Consider the following 17,145-nt stretch of genomic DNA (forward strand, 5'->3'; position numbering starts at 1 on the left):
GGTCGTCAGAAAGCACCAGAAGTTCAAGTTGAGTCATGAATACAACGCACTGATCAAGCGGGCGGTTGCAGGAGCTGAGTGCAACACAGCTATTGAATAGAAGTCAGGGCATCATGACGCCTGAGCGTGGCCTTTTGCATCACTTCGCTCATGACCTCGATTGGGCATTTGAAATCGAAACGTTTTCACGGGCGCATGTTCAGTTGCAAGGCGATGGCATCGAGGTCTTCCTGGCCGTGGGCTGACAGGTCCGTTCCCTTGGGCAGGTACTGGCGAGGCCGTTGATGTTCTCGTTACTGCCACGCAGCCAGGGGCTGCGCGGGTCGCAGAAATAAATCGCCACACCGGTCTTCTGGGTGATTTCGGCGTCCCGTGCCATTTCCCGCCCCTGGTCGTAGGTCATGCTTTTACGTATACCATCCTCTCGGTTGCGGCGCAGTTCTCGGCTGATGGTCGAGGGCGCTCGGTTGATCAACTGGGCGATCCTTCTCTGATTGAAACCGTGTTCCAGGCCCAGTTGGACGGTGACGCATTCTTCAAGGCTGAGTTCGTGATAGGACACAGGGACGACACCGTACCGGAAAGGTCAGGTGTTACACTCGGTTTTTGTGGCCGCCAAATAAAAAAGTTACTATATGTAAGTGCCTGAATATGTTTGTGAATATCACATGTAACAGTTAAGAAGGAACCGTAATCGATGAGTGATTTGAACACCCTGCGCGCCAGCCTCAACAGCGGCGAACATGTTTTCGCCGATACCCTGGCCTTCATTGCCGCCGGTTACCACTATCAGCCGCAAGCCTTCAACAACGGTGGCGTGGAAAACACCGCCGGGCAGAACGAAGGCTCGTGCAAGACCCTGGGCCTGGCCCTGCTGGAAGGCTTGAGCGATCAGGAAGCCTTGCTGGCCTTCGGCGAGCATTACCGTTCGGTCCTGGCCACCCCTGAAGGCAGCGACCACGGCAATATCCGCGCATTGATCGCCCATGGCCTGGCCGGCGTGAAGTTCACCCAGGCCCCGCTGACTCGGCGCTGATTCAAGGCCCGGCAAACACATCGCGACTTTTAAGATTGACCCGGCGACTTTATTTCGTTTGCCGGGGAGCGCTGCTCACGGCTTAGATAAAAAGAAGTCTTCCTACTTCCGAGCCAGGTCTTCATGAGCAGCGAAACCATCAGCCAGTCGATTTCCATCGTTCATCCCATCAGCCTCAGCCACGGCAAGAACGCCGAGGTCTGGGACAGCACCGGTAAGCGCTATATCGATTTTGTCGGCGGCATCGGCGTACTCAACCTCGGTCATTGCCACCCGCGCATCGTCGAGGCCATTCGCGAACAAGCCACCCGCCTGACCCACTACGCCTTCAACGCCGCGCCCCATGCGCCCTACCTCGAACTGATGGAGCGGCTGACGGCGTTTATTCCGGTGAGCTACCCGGTCAGCGGCATGCTCACCAACAGCGGCGCGGAGGCGGCGGAAAATGCCCTGAAGATCGTCCGTGGCGCCACCGGCCGCACCGCCGTGATCGCCTTTGATGGGGCCTTCCACGGCCGCACCCTCGCCACCCTCAATCTCAACGGCAAGGTGACGCCCTACAAACAGAAAGTCGGGGTGCTGCCAGGGCCGGTGTATCACCTGCCCTTCCCCAGCAAAGACAACGGCGTGAGCTGTGCCGAGGCGCTGAAAGCGATGGAACGGCTGTTCAGCGTCGAGATCGACGTCGAGGACATCGCCTGTTTTATTGTCGAGCCGGTGCAGGGTGAAGCGGGCTTCCTGGCCCTGGACGTGGAGTTCGCCCAGGCCCTGCGGCGCTTCTGCGATGAGAAAAAGATCCTGCTGATCGCCGATGAAATCCAGTCCGGTTTCGGCCGCACCGGCCAGCGTTTCGCGTTCTCGCGGCTGGGGATCGAGCCGGACCTGATCCTGCTCGGCAAAAGCATTGCCGGCGGCGTACCGCTGGGGGCGGTGGTTGGACGCAAAGCGCTGCTCGACACCTTGCCCAAAGGCGGGTTGGGCGGCACCTATTCGGGCAACCCGATCGCCTGCGCCGCAGCCCTGGCAACCCTGGACGAAATGACCGACGCAAACTTGCACGCCTGGGGGGCGCAACAGGAAGAGGCGATAGTCAGCCGTCACCAGGCTTGGCGTGCCAACCAGCTGTCACCCTATCTGGGGCGTTTGACCGGCATCGGCGCCATGCGCGGCATCGAGTTGCTCAACCCCGACGGCAGCCCTGCATCGGCACAGTTGACGCAATTGCTGGCCCTGGCCCGCGACGCTGGTTTGCTGCTGATGCCCAGCGGCAAGTCGCGGCACATCATTCGCCTGCTGGCGCCCTTGACCACCGAGGCGGCGGTGCTGGAGGAAGGATTGGATATCCTTGAGGCCAGCCTGGCCAGGCTGGCCTGAAACCCGCGGGAAGAAAAAAACCGGCCTCGGCCGGTTTTTTCATTACCACACAATCGCTGATGTGGGAGCGGTGCTTGCCCGCGAAGCTTTTTAGCGCCCTCAGGGGACTCTTCGCGGCGGTGCGGCGATCCGACGAGCACCGCTTCCACACCGTCAGGATCAAGCGTTCTGCAGGTCGTCGAGGTAACGCTCGGCGTCCAGTGCCGCCATGCAGCCGGCGCCGGCCGAGGTGATGGCTTGACGGTAAACGTGGTCAGCCACGTCACCGGCGGCAAACACACCCTCTACGCTGGTCGCGGTGGCATTGCCGTCACGGCCGCCCTGCACCACCATGTAGCCGTCTTTCAAGGTCAGTTGACCTTCGAACAGCGAAGTGTTCGGGGTATGGCCGATGGCGATGAACACGCCGTCAACTTTCAGCTCGTCGAAACTGCCGTCGTTGTTCTTCAGGCGGGCACCGGTCACGCCCATGTTATCGCCCAGTACCTCGTCCAGGGTGGCGTTGAGCTTGAGGACAATCTTGCCTTCGGCGACGCGGGCATGCAGCTTGTCGATCAGGATCTTCTCGGCGCGGAAGGTCTCGCGACGGTGCACCAGGGTCACCTTGCTGGCGATATTGGCCAGGTACAGCGCCTCTTCCACGGCGGTGTTACCACCACCGACCACGGCGACTTCCTTGTTGCGATAGAAGAAACCGTCGCAGGTGGCGCAAGCGGAAACGCCCTTGCCCATGAACGTCTCTTCCGACGGCAGGCCCAGGTAACGAGCGCTGGCGCCAGTGGCGATGATCAGTGCGTCACAGGTGAAAGTGCCGCTGTCGCCCACCAGGGTGTAGGGCTTCTTCGCCAGGTCTACCGCGTTGATGTGATCGAAGACGATTTCGGTTTCGAAACGTTCGGCATGTTCTTTCATCCGCTCCATCAGTGCCGGACCGGTCAGGCCATGCACGTCGCCGGGCCAGTTGTCGACTTCGGTGGTGGTGGTCAACTGGCCGCCGGCCTGCATGCCGGTGATCAGCAGCGGCTTGAGGTTGGCACGCGCGGCATAGACCGCGGCGCTGTAACCGGCAGGGCCGGAACCGAGAATAATCACTCGCGAATGGCGTACTTCAGACATGACTCACTCCTATCGACCGCCCGTCAGCTACCGGTGCGGAGCGCCGGCGGACCGGCTGGAATAAAAAAGAACCGCGAAAGCACTTGGGGAAGGCTTGTAGCACACAGTCCTGAAAAATAATGTGGTGCAGCGTATCGAGGAGGCGAAGATTAAGGAAATACGCAATAACAATCCAGCTCATAGCGGGTCTCTATCCTCAACGGCGCTCTTCGGGACGCCTTTGTTACTGCAAATGTCGACCCTTTCACCGGCCTCGCAAAATCGGTAAGGTCGGCGCGTTCCCCCCCCCTTCTCGGAGCACGTTATGCCCGCACCCGTCCTGTCCGGCCCGCAATATCTGCGCGAGGGCCTGAAGCTGGTCCTCAGCCCGGGCCTGCGCCTGTTCGTCCTGCTGCCGCTGGCGATCAACCTGGTGCTGTTCGTCGGCTTGATCTACCTGGCCGGCCACTATTTCAGTCTCTGGGTCGATACCCTGATGCCGACCCTGCCCGGCTGGCTGAGTTTCCTCAACTACATCCTCTGGCCGCTGTTCGTGGCGCTGGTGGTGCTGATGGTGTTTTTCACCTTCACCATGATTGCCAACGTGATCGCCGCGCCCTTCAACGGCTTTCTTGCCGAAAAGGTCGAAGTGGTGGTGCGCGGCACCGACAATTTCCCGGCCTTCAGTTGGGCCGAACTGCTAGCGATGATTCCGCGCACCCTGGCGCGGGAAATGCGCAAGCTCGGTTACTTCCTGCCGCGGGCCATCGCGCTGTTGGTGCTGTCGTTCATTCCGGTGGTGAATATCATTGCCGCACCGCTGTGGCTGCTGTTCGGGGTGTGGATGATGGCGATCCAGTACATCGACTACCCGGCGGACAACCACAATCTGAGCTGGAACGGCATGCTCGCCTGGCTGCGGCAGAAGCGCTGGCAGTGCATGAGTTTTGGCGGGATCGTCTACCTGGTGCTGCTGGTGCCGGTGGTCAACCTGCTGATGATGCCGGCGGCGGTGGCCGGGGCGACCTTGTTCTGGGTCCGCGAGCGCGGCGAAGAGGCGGTGGCCGGCGAGAAGCGCTGAGGCGGCAGGAACGCTGCCGCGTCACAAATCCATCATCAAACAGCCACAGTGTCGCAACCGCCCGGGGCGACACTGTAAACATGACGACAGCTCTGCATATCACCCTGATCACCGAAACCTTCCCACCGGAAATCAATGGCGTGGCCAATACCCTTGGCCGCTTGTGCGACGGACTGCGCGCCCGCGGGCACCAGATCGAACTGGTCCGCCCGCGCCAGAGCTGCGACCAGTCCCGCCCCAGCGATACCGAACTGCTGCTTTGCCGGGGCTGGCCGCTGCCCGGCTATCCCGGCCTGCAATGGGGCCAGTCGTCGATGCACAAGCTGCTGCGGCGCTGGAAGAGCCAGCGTCCGGACGTGCTGTATATCGCCACCGAAGGCCCGCTCGGCTTGTCCGCCCTGCGCGCGGCCAGGCGCCTGGGGATTTCGGTGGTCAGCGGCTTCCACACCAACTTCCAGCAGTATTCCCATCAATACGGCATGGGTTTGCTGACGCGGGTGCTGACTCATTATCTGCGCTGGTTCCACAACCGTTCCAAGCTGACCCTGGTGCCCAGCGTCAGCCAGCGCGTGGAGCTGGAGCGGCGGCATTTCGAACGCCTGGAACTGCTCTCCCGGGGCGTCGACAGTCAGTTGTTCCATCCGGCCAAGCGCTTGAGCGCCCTGCGCGACAGCTGGGGGCTGGCGGACAGCGATATCGCCTTGCTGTATGTCGGGCGGCTGGCGACCGAGAAAAACCTTGGTTTGCTCAAGCAGACCTTTGAGCGCCTGCGGGAAACTTATCCACAACGGCGGATGAAACTGGTTGTGGTCGGTGACGGTCCGCAACGTGGCGCGCTGGAAAAGGAACTGCCCGAGGCGGTTTTCTGCGGCACGCAGCGGGGCGAGGCACTGGCCTGCCACTACGCATCGGCGGATCTGTTCTTGTTCCCCAGCCTTACCGAAACCTTCGGCAATGTGGTGCTCGAGGCACTGGCGTCAGGGTTGGCGGTGGTAGCGTACGACGAGGCCGCGGCGGCCCAGCATATCCGCCATGGCTACAACGGCGTGCTGGCCATGCCCGGCGACGAGGAGGCGTTCTGCGATGCCGCCTGCTGGTTGCTGGAAGGCCGGGAAACCTTGCGCAATGTCCGCCTCAACGCCCGCCAGCATGCCAGCCGGCAAGGTTGGGGGGCGATTGTCGAGCAGTTCGAGAAGCAGTTGCGCGGGGCCTGTGACGCGCCGCCGGTGGCGCAACGCGTCGCGGCCCTGCCGGCGGATGTCGTGCCGACAACCGCCCTTCTGAAAACACCACGCAATCTGTAGGCGCTGGCTTGCCCACGGAGCTTTGGGCGGCCTCACAGGCCTCTTCGCTGGCAAGCCAGGCTCCTACAGGACGGTGTTTCACCAAGGAATACCGTCAGCTCCAGGACCGTGCAGGAGCCGACTGGCCGGCGATGGCGATCAAACATTCACCATCGTCGGCGCGGCGGCTTACGCCAGGCTCATCAACGCCTCACGGCTGAACGGCAGGATGTCCTGCTCGCGACCGTCGCGCACTTTCACCGCCCAATCCGGGTCCACCAGCAGGGCACGACCCACGGCAACCAGGTCGAACTCTTGGTTGCCCAGGCGCTCCAGCAGGTTCTCCAGGCTCGCCGGCTGTGCGACCTTGTCGGTGTTGACCATGAACTGCAGGAACTCGCCGTCCAGGCCGACGCTGCCCACGGTGATGGTCGGCTTGCCGGTCAGCTTGCGGGTCCAGCCCGCCAGGTTCAGTTCGGAACCGTCGAACTCCGGCTCCCAGAAACGCCGTGTGGAACAGTGGAAAATATCCACGCCGGCGTCGGACAACGGCTTGAGGAACTCACCGAGGGCCTCAGGCGTCTGCACCAGACGGGCGCTGTAGTCCTGCTGTTTCCATTGGGAAAAGCGGAAGATGATCGGGAAGTCCGGCCCCACCGCCGCGCGCACGGCCTGGATCAGCTCAATGGCAAAACGCGAACGGTTGGCCAGGCTGCCGCCGTATTGGTCGGTCCGCAGGTTGGTGCCTTCCCAGAAGAACTGGTCGATCAGGTAGCCGTGGGCGCCATGGATCTCAACACCGTCCATACCGATGCTTTGCGCATCACGGGCGGCCTGGACGAATGCCGCAATCACCTCGTCGATGTCCTGCTGGGTCATGCCGTGCACCACCAACTGACCGTCCTTGAGTTTCTCGCTCGGGCCATAACCCGGCACGCTGGCGTCCGGCTCGGTGCCCAGGCGCCGCACATTACCCACGTGCCAGAGCTGCGGAACGATCTTGCCACCCTCGGCATGTACCGCATCGACGACTTTTTTCCAGCCGGCCAGGGCCGCTTCGCCGTAGAAGTGCGGCACGTTCGGATAACCGTTGGACGCCTGGTGACCGACCGTGGTGCCTTCGGTGACGATCAGGCCGACACCGGCCGCCGCGCGCTTGCGGTAGTACTCGATGACTTTCGAATTGGGCACGCCACCCGGGGAAAACGAACGGGTCATCGGTGCCATGACCACACGGGTCGGCAACTCCAGCGCGCCAAGATGGAAAGGACGGAACAGGGCTTTAACGGGCATGGGAGCACTCCACGGCGCAAGGGGAATTTATGATCAGGATAATATTCCGCCTTGCGCACACCGCCCAGCACTATTGATCTGAGTGATTAAGCTTTAGAAGTGCCAGGAGAGCCCGCCCAGTTGAGTACCGGCATCAAGCCAGGGCTTTTTCGATCGCCTGGATCACCGCCGGATCATCCGGAACGGTACGCGGCGAGAAACGCGCCAATACGCGGCCGTCCTTGCCCATGAGGAACTTCTCGAAATTCCAGGTAATGTCCCCCGGAAACTCCGCCCCCTCGCCCGCCAGCAGACGGTACAGCTGGTGACGGTCATGACCGTTGACCTCCAGCTTGCTGCTCAAGGGAAAGCTCACGCCATAGTTCAGGCTGCAGAATGCCTGGATCTCCTCCTCGGAGCCCGGCTCCTGTCCGGCAAACTGATTGCACGGCAAGCCCAACACGCTGAAGCCCTGGGCCTTGTATTGCTGATAGAGGTTCTCAAGGGCGGCGTACTGCGGCGTCAAGCCGCACTTGGAAGCCACGTTGACCACCAGCACTACCTGTCCCTTGAAAGGCGCCAGCGGCAGTTCCTGACCATCCAGCGCTTTTAGTGTCAGATCGTGAAAAGCACTCATGACGAACTCCCGTTTTTCCGGACTTATACGCAAACATTGTTGCCTGACCGCCTGACCGGTTTCCAGTTAAAAACCGCGGCGGACTAAAAAAGGCGCCCGTGGGCGCCTTCCAACTACCAGAGCTTAGCAGCAGAAATCAGTGGTGATGGCCGCCTTCGCCATGGACGTGGCCATGGGCGACTTCTTCCTGGCTGGCATCACGGATTTCAATGATCTTGACCTTGAAGTTCAGGCGCTGGCCAGCCAACGGGTGGTTGCCGTCAACGGTGACATCGTCGCCGTCCAGGTCGCGAATAGTGACGATCTGCATCTGGCCATCCGGAGCGGAAGCGTGGAACTGCATGCCGACTTCCAGCTCGTCGACACCTTCGAACATGCTGCGGCTCAGGGTGCTGACCAGTTCAGCGGAATATTCGCCGTAGGCATCTTCCGGCTCGACGGCCACGTTCAGCTCGTCGCCGACCTTCTTGCCTTCCAGGGCCTTTTCCAGACCTGGGATAATATTGCCGGCACCGTGCAGGTACACCAGCGGGGCGCCGCCGGCAGAGCTGTCGATGACCTCACCAGCATCGTTGGTAAGGGTATAGTCGATGGAGACAGCCTTGTTGGCAGCGATCGTCATATGAGCGAGACCTTTTGCATAGGAATAAAGAGCGGACAAGTCTAAACAAGGATTCGTCCGAAAGCGAACTGAACCCGGACAGACGGCCCAAGGCCACGCCTGTCATTATTATCGGCTTTCATCAGGACGAGGACGGGCACTGGGTTGCCGAACTATCCTGTGGCCATACCCAGCACCTGCGCCATCAGCCGCCCTGGCAGTCGCGCGCCTGGGTGCTCGATCCGGGGCAGCGTGCGGAAAAAATCGCCCAGCCCTTTGAATGTGGTTGGTGCGCACAGGGCTCGGTTAACGATAACCTTGGCGACTGAACTTCGCAGACAGCCAGACATAGGCCGTCGCACTTGCGCTTCCTCAAGAGAATACGCATGCAAACTTTTTTTATCGCGCCCACCGATTTTGGTGTGGGTCTGACCTCGATCAGCCTCGGGCTGGTACGTACGCTGGAACGCGCCGGGCTGAAAGTCGGCTTTTTCAAACCCATCGCCCAGCCCCATCCCGGCGACCTCGGCCCGGAGCGCTCCACCGAACTGGTGGCCCGCACCCACGGTCTGAAACCGCCACAGCCCCTGGGTCTGGCTCATGTCGAGCGGATGCTCGGCGACGGCCAGCTCGATGAGCTGCTGGAAGAAATCATCACCCTCTACCAGCAGGCTGCGGTCGGTAAGGACGTGCTGGTGGTCGAAGGCATGGTTCCGACCCGCAGCGCCAGTTACGCCGCGCGGGTCAACCAGCACCTGGCCAAGAGCCTGGATGCCGAGGTGATCCTGGTCTCGGCGGCGGAAAACGAAGTACTGAGTGAACTCTCCGGGCGGGTGGAATTGCAGGCGCAACTGTTCGGCGGTCCCAAGGACCCGAAAGTGCTCGGGGTGATTCTCAACAAGGTCCGTACCGACGAGAGCATCGTCGATTTCTCCGCCCGCCTGAAGGAGCATTCGCCGCTGCTGCGCAGTGGTGACTTCCGCCTGCTCGGCTGCATTCCGTTCCAGCCGGATCTCAACGCGCCGCGCACCCGCGACGTCGCCGAACTGCTCGGCGCCCAGGTGCTCAACGCCGGAGACTACGAGCAGCGGCGCATGAACAAGATCATCATCTGCGCCCGCACGGTGCGCAACACCATCGACCTGCTCAAACCCGGCGTACTGGTGGTAACCCCGGGCGACCGCGACGACATCATCCTCGCCGTGAGCATTGCCGCGATGAACGGCGTGCCCCTGGCCGGCCTGTTGCTGACCAGCGACACCCTGCCCGATCCGCGCATCATGGAACTCTGTCGCGGTGCGATGGCCGCGGGCCTGCCGGTGTTGTCGGTGAGCACCGGCTCCTACGAAACCGCCAACCAGCTCAATGGCCTGAACAAGGAAATCCCCATTGATGACCGCGAGCGCGCGGAGATCATCACCGATTTCGTCGCCAGCCACCTCGATGCCCACTGGCTGCACCAGCGCTGCGGTACTCCACGAGAGATGCGCCTGACTCCGGCGGTGTTCCGCTACCAGCTGATCCAGCGCGCCCAGCAAGCCAACAAACGCATCGTCCTGCCCGAAGGCAGCGAACCGCTCACCGTGCAGGCGGCCGCCATCTGTCAGGCCCGGGGCATCGCCCGTTGCGTGTTGCTGGCCAAGCCGGCGGAAGTCGAGGCGGTGGCCCGGGCCCATGGTTTCGAACTGCCGCCGGGGCTGGAGATCCTTGACCCGGACCTGATTCGCGGGCGCTACGCCGAGCCCATGGTGGCCCTGCGCAAGAGCAAGAGCCTGAACACGCCGATGGCCGAGCAGCAACTGGAAGACACCGTGGTGATCGGCACCATGATGCTGGCGCTGGACGAAGTCGACGGGCTGGTGTCCGGAGTGATCCACTCCACCGCCAACACCATCCGCCCGGCCCTGCAGTTGATCAAGACCGCGCCGGGCTGCACCCTGGTGTCGTCGGTGTTCTTCATGCTGTTCCCGGACCAGGTGCTGGTCTATGGCGACTGCGTGATGAACCCCCATCCGTCTGCGGCGGAGCTGGCGGAAATCGCCCTGCAAAGTGCCGACTCGGCCCAGGCCTTCGGCATCACCCCACGGGTGGCGATGATCAGCTACTCCAGCGGCGAATCGGCCAGCGGCGAAGAGGTGGAGAAAGTCCGCGAAGCCACCCTGCTCGCCCATGAGTCGCAAAGCACCTTGCTGATCGACGGCCCGTTGCAGTACGACGCCGCGGCCAACGAAGCCGTGGCCCGGCAACTGGCACCCAACAGCCAGGTGGCGGGACGTGCCACGGTGTTCGTGTTCCCCGACCTGAACACCGGCAACACCACCCACAAGGCGGTGCAACGCAGCGCCGACTGCGTCAGCCTGGGGCCGATGCTGCAAGGCCTGCGCAAGCCGGTCAACGACCTGCCACGCGGCGCCCAGGTGGACGATATCGTCTACACCATCGCCCTCACCGCGATCCAAGCCGCCAACCGACCGGTGGATATCTGAATGTTAGACTTTCTCCCTGCGCCCCTGCGCGGCGTGATCGCCTCGCTGCTGTTGACGCTGAATACCTTGCTGCTGTGTTCGTTCCTGTTCTGCGTGGCGCTGCTCAAGGTGCTGCCTTTTGCGTTGACCCAGCGCTTGACCCACTGGCTGATGAACCATACCCATGAGGCCTGGGTCAGCAACAACAAGGCCTGGATGCAACTGGTCCGCCGCACCCGCTGGCACCTCAGCGGCCTGGAAGGCCTGGACTACCAGCATTCCTATCTGGTCACCAGCAACCATCAGAGCTGGGTCGACATCATGGTCTTGCAGTACGTGCTCAACCGGAAGATCCAGCCGTTGAAGTTCTTTCTCAAGCAGGAGCTGATCTGGGTCCCGGTGATCGGCCTGGCCTGGTGGGCCCTGGGTTTTCCCTTCATGAAGCGCTACTCCAAGGCCTATCTGGAGAAGCACCCGGAAAAGAAAGGCAAGGACCTGGAAACCACCCGCAAGACCTGCGCGAAGTTTCGTGACAACCCGGTGGGTATTTTCAATTTCGCCGAGGGCACGCGCTTTACCAAGGCCAAGCATGCGCAGCAGCAGTCGCCGTTCCGTTATCTGTTGAAGCCCAAGGCCGGCGGCATCGCCTTTGTGCTGGATGCCATGGGCGAGCAGCTGGAGTCCATCGTTAACGTGACCATCCACTATCCGGGGGGCAAGCCGGGGTATTGGGATCTGCTGTGTGGCAACGTGCGCGATGTGGTGGTGCATTTCCAGGAGCTGAAGGTCCCGCCGCAGTTTGTCGGCAGGAACTATGACCAGGACGGCGAATACCGCCTGGAGTTCCAGGGCTGGATCAACCAACTGTGGCAAGACAAGGACGCCTTGCTGGCGCAGATGCATCGCGAGTATCGCGCCAAGTCTTGAGGCACCAAGGAACCTTTGTCGCGAGGGGGCTTGCCCCCGTTCGGCCGCGAAGCGGTCGCAAACCGATGTCCGCGGTTTTTCTGAACGCATGCGGTGCCTGAATTCAGGGCCGCTTCGCGCCCCGACGGGGGCAAGCCCCCTCGCCACAAGTCGCTTCCCGACAGGTGCAAAAAAGCCCGCAGCCGATCACTCGACTGCGGGCTTTTTGCTGCCGCCGATCCTTAGATCGCGCCGCGCTGGCGCAACAGCTCGAGGACTTTCTTCACGCTGTCTTCCAACGACAAGGCCTGCGTGTCCACCACCAGGTCGGCATTGAGCGGCACATCGTAGGCGAACGACTCGCCCGGAATGTTATCGCCACCGGCCGCATACAAGCCTTGGGGATCACGCTCCTGGCAAGCCTGCGGCGAAGCCTGGACATAGACCGTCAACATACGCTCGGCACCGATCAACGCCTTGGCCTGTTCACGGCCCTCGGCATCCGGGGCCACGAACGCAGCCAGCGTCAACAGGCCCGCCTCGTTGAACTGGCGCGCCACGTGGGCGGCACGTCGCCAGTTCTCGGTACGCCCGGCACGATCCTGCGGCAAGCCCTTGTTCAGGTCATGGCGCAGGTTCTGGCCGTCCAGCACGAACACCGCACGCCCCAGGTCGAACAACTTGCGTTCCACGGCGTAAGCCAGGGTGCTCTTGCCGGCACCCGACAAACCGGTGAACAGCAGCGTCGCCGGTTGCTGGCCGAAACGCTGGGCACGCTCCTCGGTGGCGACATGGGCCAGCTTGCCATGGTGCGTGGTGCTGCCATGGACCAGCGGCTGGGCGACGATCATGCCGGCCCCCACGGTGCCATTGGTCAGGCGGTCGATGATGATGAACGAGCCAGTGGTGCGGTTGCTTTCGTAACCGTCCAGGGCAATCGGCGCATCCAGGGCGATCTTGACCTTGCCGATCTCGTTCAGTTGCAGGGCGCTGGCCGGACCTTCTTCGAGGGTGTTCACATCGACCTTGTTGACGATGCTGGCAATCGAACCCGGTACGTAGCTGGTAGCCCGCTTGATGTCGTACTTCTTGCCCGGCAGCATCGGTTCTTCAGCCATCCAGACCAGCATGGCCTCGAAGCTGTCGGTCACCGGCGGCACATTGTCGGCATGCACCAGCAGGTCGCCTCGGGAGATGTCGATCTCGTCTTCCATGGTCAGGGTCACGGCCTGGCCGGGACCGGCGCTTTCCAGCTCGCCTTCGAAGGTGACGATGGACTTCACCCGGCTGCTCTTGCCCGAAGGCAACACCACCACGTCGTCGCCCTTCTTCACGATGCCACTCGCCAGGGTGCCGGCAAAGCCACGGAAGTTCAGGTTCGGCCGGTTGACGTACTGCACCGGGAAACGCAGGTCGGTGAAGTTGCGGTCGCCCGCCACTTCCACGGTTTCGAGGATTTCCATCAACGACTGGCCGGTGTACCAGGGCGAACGCTCGCTCTTGTTCACCACGTTATCGCCCTTCAAGGCCGACATCGGCACGAAGTGCATGCTGGTCGGCTTCAGCTTCAAGCCTTCGGCGAACTTCAGGTAGTCGGCCTTGATCGACTCGAACACGCCCTGGTCGAAGTCCTTGAGGTCCATCTTGTTGATGGCCACGACTATGTGCTTGATCCCCAGCAAGGAGGCGATAAAGCTGTGACGACGGGTCTGGGTCTGCACGCCGTAGCGGGCGTCCACCAGGATGATCGCCAGGTCACAGGTGGAAGCACCGGTGGCCATGTTGCGGGTGTACTGCTCATGGCCGGGGGTGTCGGCGATGATGAACTTGCGCTTGGCGGTGGAGAAATAACGGTAGGCGACATCGATGGTGATGCCCTGCTCACGCTCGGCCTGCAGGCCGTCGACCAGCAACGCCAGGTCGATGTCGTCACCGGTGGTGCCGACTTTCTTCGAATCGCGGGTGATGGCTTCCAGATGGTCTTCGTAGATCATCTTGGAGTCGTGCAGCAGGCGCCCGATCAGGGTGCTCTTGCCGTCGTCGACGTTACCGCAGGTCAGGAAACGCAGCAGTTCCTTGCGCTCGTGCTGGCCCAGGTAGGCGAGGATGTCCTCGCTGATCAAATCAGATTGATGCGACATGCTTAGACCCTACTTAGAAATAGCCCTGACGTTTTTTATCTTCCATTGAGCCTGCGCCATCGTGATCGATGACCCGGCCCTGGCGCTCGGAAGTACGCGTCAGGAGCATTTCCTGAATGATGTCCGTGAGGGTTTCAGCCTCGGACTCCACCGCGCCCGTCAACGGGTAGCAGCCAAGGGTACGGAAACGCACCTTCTTCTTGACGATGCGCGCCTTGTCCTCATCGGACAGGTGCTCGAGGATCCGCTCGTCGTCGATCATGATCAGGGTGCCGTTCTTCTCGATGACGTCGCGCTCGGCGGCGAAATACAGCGGCACGATCGGGATGCCTTCGAGGTAGATGTATTGCCAGATGTCCAGCTCGGTCCAGTTCGATAACGGGAAGACGCGGATCGACTCGCCCTTGTTGACCTTGCCGTTGTAAACGTTCCACAGCTCCGGACGCTGGTTTTTCGGGTCCCAGCGGTGCTTGCTGTCGCGGAAGGAGTACACGCGCTCCTTGGCCCGCGACTTCTCTTCGTCACGCCGGGCGCCGCCGAAGGCCGCGTCGAAGCCGTACTTGTCCAGGGCCTGCTTGAGGCCCTCGGTCTTCATGATGTCGGTGTGCTTGGCGCTGCCATGGGTGAAGGGGTTGATGCCCTGCGCCACGCCGTCCGGGTTGACGTGGGTGATCAGGTCCAGGCCCAGCTCGGCAACCATCTTGTCGCGGAAGCTGTACATCTCCTGGAATTTCCAGCGGGTGTCGACATGCATCACCGGAAACGGCAGCTTGCCCGGGAAAAACGCCTTGCGCGCCAGGTGCAGCATCACGGCGGAGTCTTTACCGATGGAGTACAGCATCACCGGGTTATCGAACTCGGCGGCCACCTCGCGGATGATATGGATGCTTTCCGCCTCCAGCTGTTTCAGATGCGTCAGTTTGTCGACCATGGCTACTCACGAAAAGCGTTCTTATGGACGGCCAGCGGGCCGTGTTCGAGCGAGGCATGCTAGCACAGCACCCTATTCTATTGAGGGGGCTGACTAGATCGAAACGGTATAAGAATATACCCCCCTGTTTGGCCCGATCGGGTCTGTGTGAGCGCCGTCCTTGTGGGAGCGGAGCTTGCCCGCGAAAGGGACCGCGAGAACGCTCAAAGCTTCGCGGGCAAGCTCCGCTCCCACAAGGGCCAGTCGGCAGTTGCTAGATCGGATTCGGGCAATCGATAAACAGGTGTTCCAGGGCAAAACGCCGCGCCAGGTAGTCACCCAACGCCTGCACGCCATAGCGCTCGGTGGCGTGATGACCGGCGGCGATAAAGCTGATGCCGTTCTCCCGAGCACTGTGGAAGGTCTGTTCGGAGGCCTCGCCACTCAGGTACAGGTCCACCCCGGCCAACACCGCCTGGTCGATATAACCCTGGCCGCCGCCGGTGCACCAGCCGATCCGGCGGATCATGTCGTCGCCTTCGATCAGCAACGGCTCGCGGCCCAGGACGTCCTGGACCTTGCGCGCGAAATCACGGGCCGTCAGCGGCTCGTTCAAGGAGCCCACCAGTCCGACTATCTTCGGGTTTTCCGGATCCAGCGGGCCTTCCACGGTAATCTCCAGCTGCCGCGCCAACTGCACGTTGTTACCAACTTCAGGATGCAGGTCCAAGGGCAGGTGATAGGCCAACAGACTGATGTCATGCTTGAGCAGGGTCTTCAATCGGCGCTGCTTCATCCCGGTGACACAAGGGTCCTCGCCCTTCCAGAAATATCCGTGATGCACCAGGATCAGGTCGGCCTGGGCCTCGACGGCCGCATCCAGCAGCGCCTGGCTGGCGGTGACGCCGCTGACGATACGCATCACCTGCGGCCGGCCCTCGACCTGCAGGCCGTTGGGGCAATAATCGGCAATCCGTGCACTATTGAGAAAGCGATCCGCTTCCTCGACCAGCGTATTCAATGAAACCGCCATAAAAACTCCTGAATATCCCATTCAGAGGCGCCCGTGGCCTCGTATAATGCGCCACATTATGGGCCGTCCGACATGGCCTGCAACCTTCCAGGACTTTGCTCAATGCTCAAGGCTCTGCGTTTCTTTGGCTGGCCGTTGCTGGCCGGTGTGCTGGTCGCTTTGCTGATCATCCAGCGTTACCCGCAATGGGTCGGCCTGCCCAACCTCGATGTGAACCTGCAACAGGCGCCGCAGACCACCTTCCATCAGCAGGGTCCGTCTTCCTATGCCGATGCGGTGGACCTGGCCGCACCGGCGGTGGCCAACCTGTACACCACCAAGATGGTCAACAAGAACACTCATCCGCTGTTCGAGGACCCGCAATTCCGGCGCTTCTTCGGCGACAACCTGCCCAAGCAGAAGCGCATGGAGTCGAGCCTGGGTTCGGCGGTGATCATGAGCTCGACCGGCTACCTGCTGACCAACAACCACGTGACCGCCGGGGCCGACCAGATAGTGGTCGCCCTCAAGGATGGCCGCGAAACCCTGGCCAAGGTGGTCGGCAGCGACCCGGAAACCGACCTGGCGGTGCTCAAGATCGACCTGCCGAACCTGCCATCGATCACCATCGGTCGCTCCGACCAGATCCGCATCGGCGATATCGCCCTGGCCATCGGCAACCCGTTCGGGGTCGGCCAGACCACCACCATGGGCATTATCAGCGCCACCGGCCGCAACCAGCTGGGGCTGAACAACTATGAAGACTTCATCCAGACCGACGCGGCGATCAACCCGGGCAACTCCGGCGGCGCGCTGGTGGATGCCAGCGGCAACCTGACCGGGATCAATACGGCGATCTTCTCCAAATCCGGCGGTTCCCAGGGCATTGGTTTTGCGATTCCGATCAATCTGGCGGTGGAGGTGATGAAGGCGATCATCGAGCACGGCCAGGTGATTCGTGGCTGGCTGGGGATCGAAGTGCAGCCCTTGACCCAGGACCTGGCGGAGTCGTTCGGCCTCAGCGGGCGTCCGGGCATCGTGGTGGCCGGGGTGTTCCGCGACGGTCCGGCGCAGAAGGCCGGTTTGCAACTGGGGGATGTGATTCTCAGCATCGATGGCGAGCCGGCCACGGACGGTCGTCGCTCGATGAATCAGGTGGCGCGGATCAAGCCGACCGACAAGGTGGCCATCCAGGTACTGCGCAACGGCAAGGAGCTCAAGCTGATGGCGGAAATCGGCCTGCGGCCACCGCAGCAGACGCCGCCGCAGGAAGAGGAATAAGGCAAAAGCCGCATCGGAACGCCGTCCGGACCAAGCTCCGCGCCCACAGAA

The 17,145-nt window shown here is 61.9% G+C and carries 15 protein-coding genes and 2 pseudogenes; 8 read left to right on the forward strand and 9 right to left on the reverse strand.

What is annotated here, in order from left to right:
- Positions 1 to 89: 89 nt before the first annotated feature.
- Positions 90 to 415: pseudogene (locus M5B99_RS25235) on the reverse strand (IS30 family transposase); the annotation flags it as partial.
- Between the two features lie 24 nt (positions 416 to 439).
- A pseudogene (locus M5B99_RS30355) lies at positions 440 to 562 on the reverse strand (helix-turn-helix domain-containing protein); the annotation flags it as partial.
- 135 nt (positions 563 to 697) lie between these two features.
- Here M5B99_RS30355 and M5B99_RS25245 point away from each other — a divergent pair.
- Positions 698 to 1,036 carry a HopJ type III effector protein gene (locus M5B99_RS25245; protein WP_248806613.1) on the forward strand — a complete coding sequence of 113 codons (339 nt, stop codon included), beginning with the start codon at positions 698 to 700 and terminating at the stop codon, positions 1,034 to 1,036.
- A gap of 123 nt (positions 1,037 to 1,159) precedes the next feature.
- Positions 1,160 to 2,410 (forward strand): aspartate aminotransferase family protein, encoded by a 1,251-nt coding sequence (locus M5B99_RS25250; RefSeq protein WP_248806614.1) that lies wholly within the window; start codon positions 1,160 to 1,162, stop codon positions 2,408 to 2,410.
- Positions 2,411 to 2,569: 159 nt separating this feature from the next.
- Here the strand turns inward: M5B99_RS25250 and trxB are convergent, their stop codons facing one another.
- On the reverse strand, positions 2,570 to 3,526 hold the full coding sequence (gene trxB, locus M5B99_RS25255; RefSeq protein ID WP_248806615.1) for a thioredoxin-disulfide reductase: 957 nt from the start codon (positions 3,524 to 3,526) through the stop codon (positions 2,570 to 2,572).
- Between the two features lie 304 nt (positions 3,527 to 3,830).
- Between trxB and cysZ the strand changes: the two genes are divergently transcribed.
- Both cysZ and M5B99_RS25265 read left to right on the forward strand, forming a co-directional pair.
- Positions 3,831 to 4,586, forward strand: coding sequence for a sulfate transporter CysZ (gene cysZ / locus M5B99_RS25260; RefSeq protein WP_248806616.1), 756 nt, complete (start codon positions 3,831 to 3,833; stop codon positions 4,584 to 4,586).
- 80 nt (positions 4,587 to 4,666) lie between these two features.
- Complete coding sequence (locus tag M5B99_RS25265) at positions 4,667 to 5,890, forward strand: glycosyltransferase family 4 protein (RefSeq protein WP_248806617.1); 1,224 nt, start codon at positions 4,667 to 4,669, stop codon at positions 5,888 to 5,890.
- Between the two features lie 168 nt (positions 5,891 to 6,058).
- Here the strand turns inward: M5B99_RS25265 and M5B99_RS25270 are convergent, their stop codons facing one another.
- The 3 genes from M5B99_RS25270 to M5B99_RS25280 form a co-directional block, all read right to left on the reverse strand.
- Positions 6,059 to 7,162 (reverse strand): NADH:flavin oxidoreductase, encoded by a 1,104-nt coding sequence (locus M5B99_RS25270; protein ID WP_248806618.1) that lies wholly within the window; start codon positions 7,160 to 7,162, stop codon positions 6,059 to 6,061.
- A gap of 133 nt (positions 7,163 to 7,295) precedes the next feature.
- Positions 7,296 to 7,778 (reverse strand): glutathione peroxidase, encoded by a 483-nt coding sequence (locus tag M5B99_RS25275; RefSeq protein ID WP_248806619.1) that lies wholly within the window; start codon positions 7,776 to 7,778, stop codon positions 7,296 to 7,298.
- A gap of 136 nt (positions 7,779 to 7,914) precedes the next feature.
- Positions 7,915 to 8,400, reverse strand: a complete 486-nt coding sequence (locus M5B99_RS25280; protein ID WP_248806620.1) for an FKBP-type peptidyl-prolyl cis-trans isomerase — start codon at positions 8,398 to 8,400, stop codon at positions 7,915 to 7,917.
- A 14-nt stretch (positions 8,401 to 8,414) separates the two neighbouring features.
- On the opposite strand from M5B99_RS25280, the gene M5B99_RS25285 reads away from it, so the two are divergent.
- From M5B99_RS25285 to M5B99_RS25295, 3 genes are read left to right on the forward strand one after another with little or no spacing between them, the layout of a single operon-like run.
- Positions 8,415 to 8,708, forward strand: coding sequence for a DUF3565 domain-containing protein (locus M5B99_RS25285; protein WP_318654587.1), 294 nt, complete (start codon positions 8,415 to 8,417; stop codon positions 8,706 to 8,708).
- Positions 8,709 to 8,765: 57 nt separating this feature from the next.
- Complete coding sequence (gene pta, locus M5B99_RS25290) at positions 8,766 to 10,865, forward strand: phosphate acetyltransferase (RefSeq protein WP_248806621.1); 2,100 nt, start codon at positions 8,766 to 8,768, stop codon at positions 10,863 to 10,865.
- Entirely contained in the window at positions 10,866 to 11,771 is a 906-nt protein-coding gene (locus M5B99_RS25295) for an acyltransferase (protein WP_248806622.1), read from the forward strand.
- A gap of 221 nt (positions 11,772 to 11,992) precedes the next feature.
- On the opposite strand, the gene cysN is transcribed toward M5B99_RS25295, so the two are convergent.
- The 3 genes from cysN to M5B99_RS25310 form a co-directional block, all read right to left on the reverse strand.
- A complete protein-coding gene (gene cysN / locus M5B99_RS25300) occupies positions 11,993 to 13,891 on the reverse strand; it encodes a sulfate adenylyltransferase subunit CysN (RefSeq protein WP_248806623.1) in 1,899 nt (632 codons plus the stop codon).
- A gap of 13 nt (positions 13,892 to 13,904) precedes the next feature.
- Positions 13,905 to 14,822, reverse strand: coding sequence for a sulfate adenylyltransferase subunit CysD (cysD, locus tag M5B99_RS25305; protein ID WP_100942227.1), 918 nt, complete (start codon positions 14,820 to 14,822; stop codon positions 13,905 to 13,907).
- Between the two features lie 253 nt (positions 14,823 to 15,075).
- Positions 15,076 to 15,834, reverse strand: a complete 759-nt coding sequence (locus M5B99_RS25310) for a Nif3-like dinuclear metal center hexameric protein (RefSeq protein WP_248806624.1) — start codon at positions 15,832 to 15,834, stop codon at positions 15,076 to 15,078.
- Between the two features lie 102 nt (positions 15,835 to 15,936).
- Between M5B99_RS25310 and algW the strand changes: the two genes are divergently transcribed.
- Positions 15,937 to 17,094 carry a Do family serine endopeptidase AlgW gene (gene algW, locus M5B99_RS25315; RefSeq protein WP_248806625.1) on the forward strand — a complete coding sequence of 386 codons (1,158 nt, stop codon included), beginning with the start codon at positions 15,937 to 15,939 and terminating at the stop codon, positions 17,092 to 17,094.
- Positions 17,095 to 17,145: the final 51 nt, after the last annotated feature.

This window comes from Pseudomonas sp. MWU13-2100, assembly GCF_023242365.1.
GTDB lineage: Bacteria > Pseudomonadota > Gammaproteobacteria > Pseudomonadales > Pseudomonadaceae > Aquipseudomonas.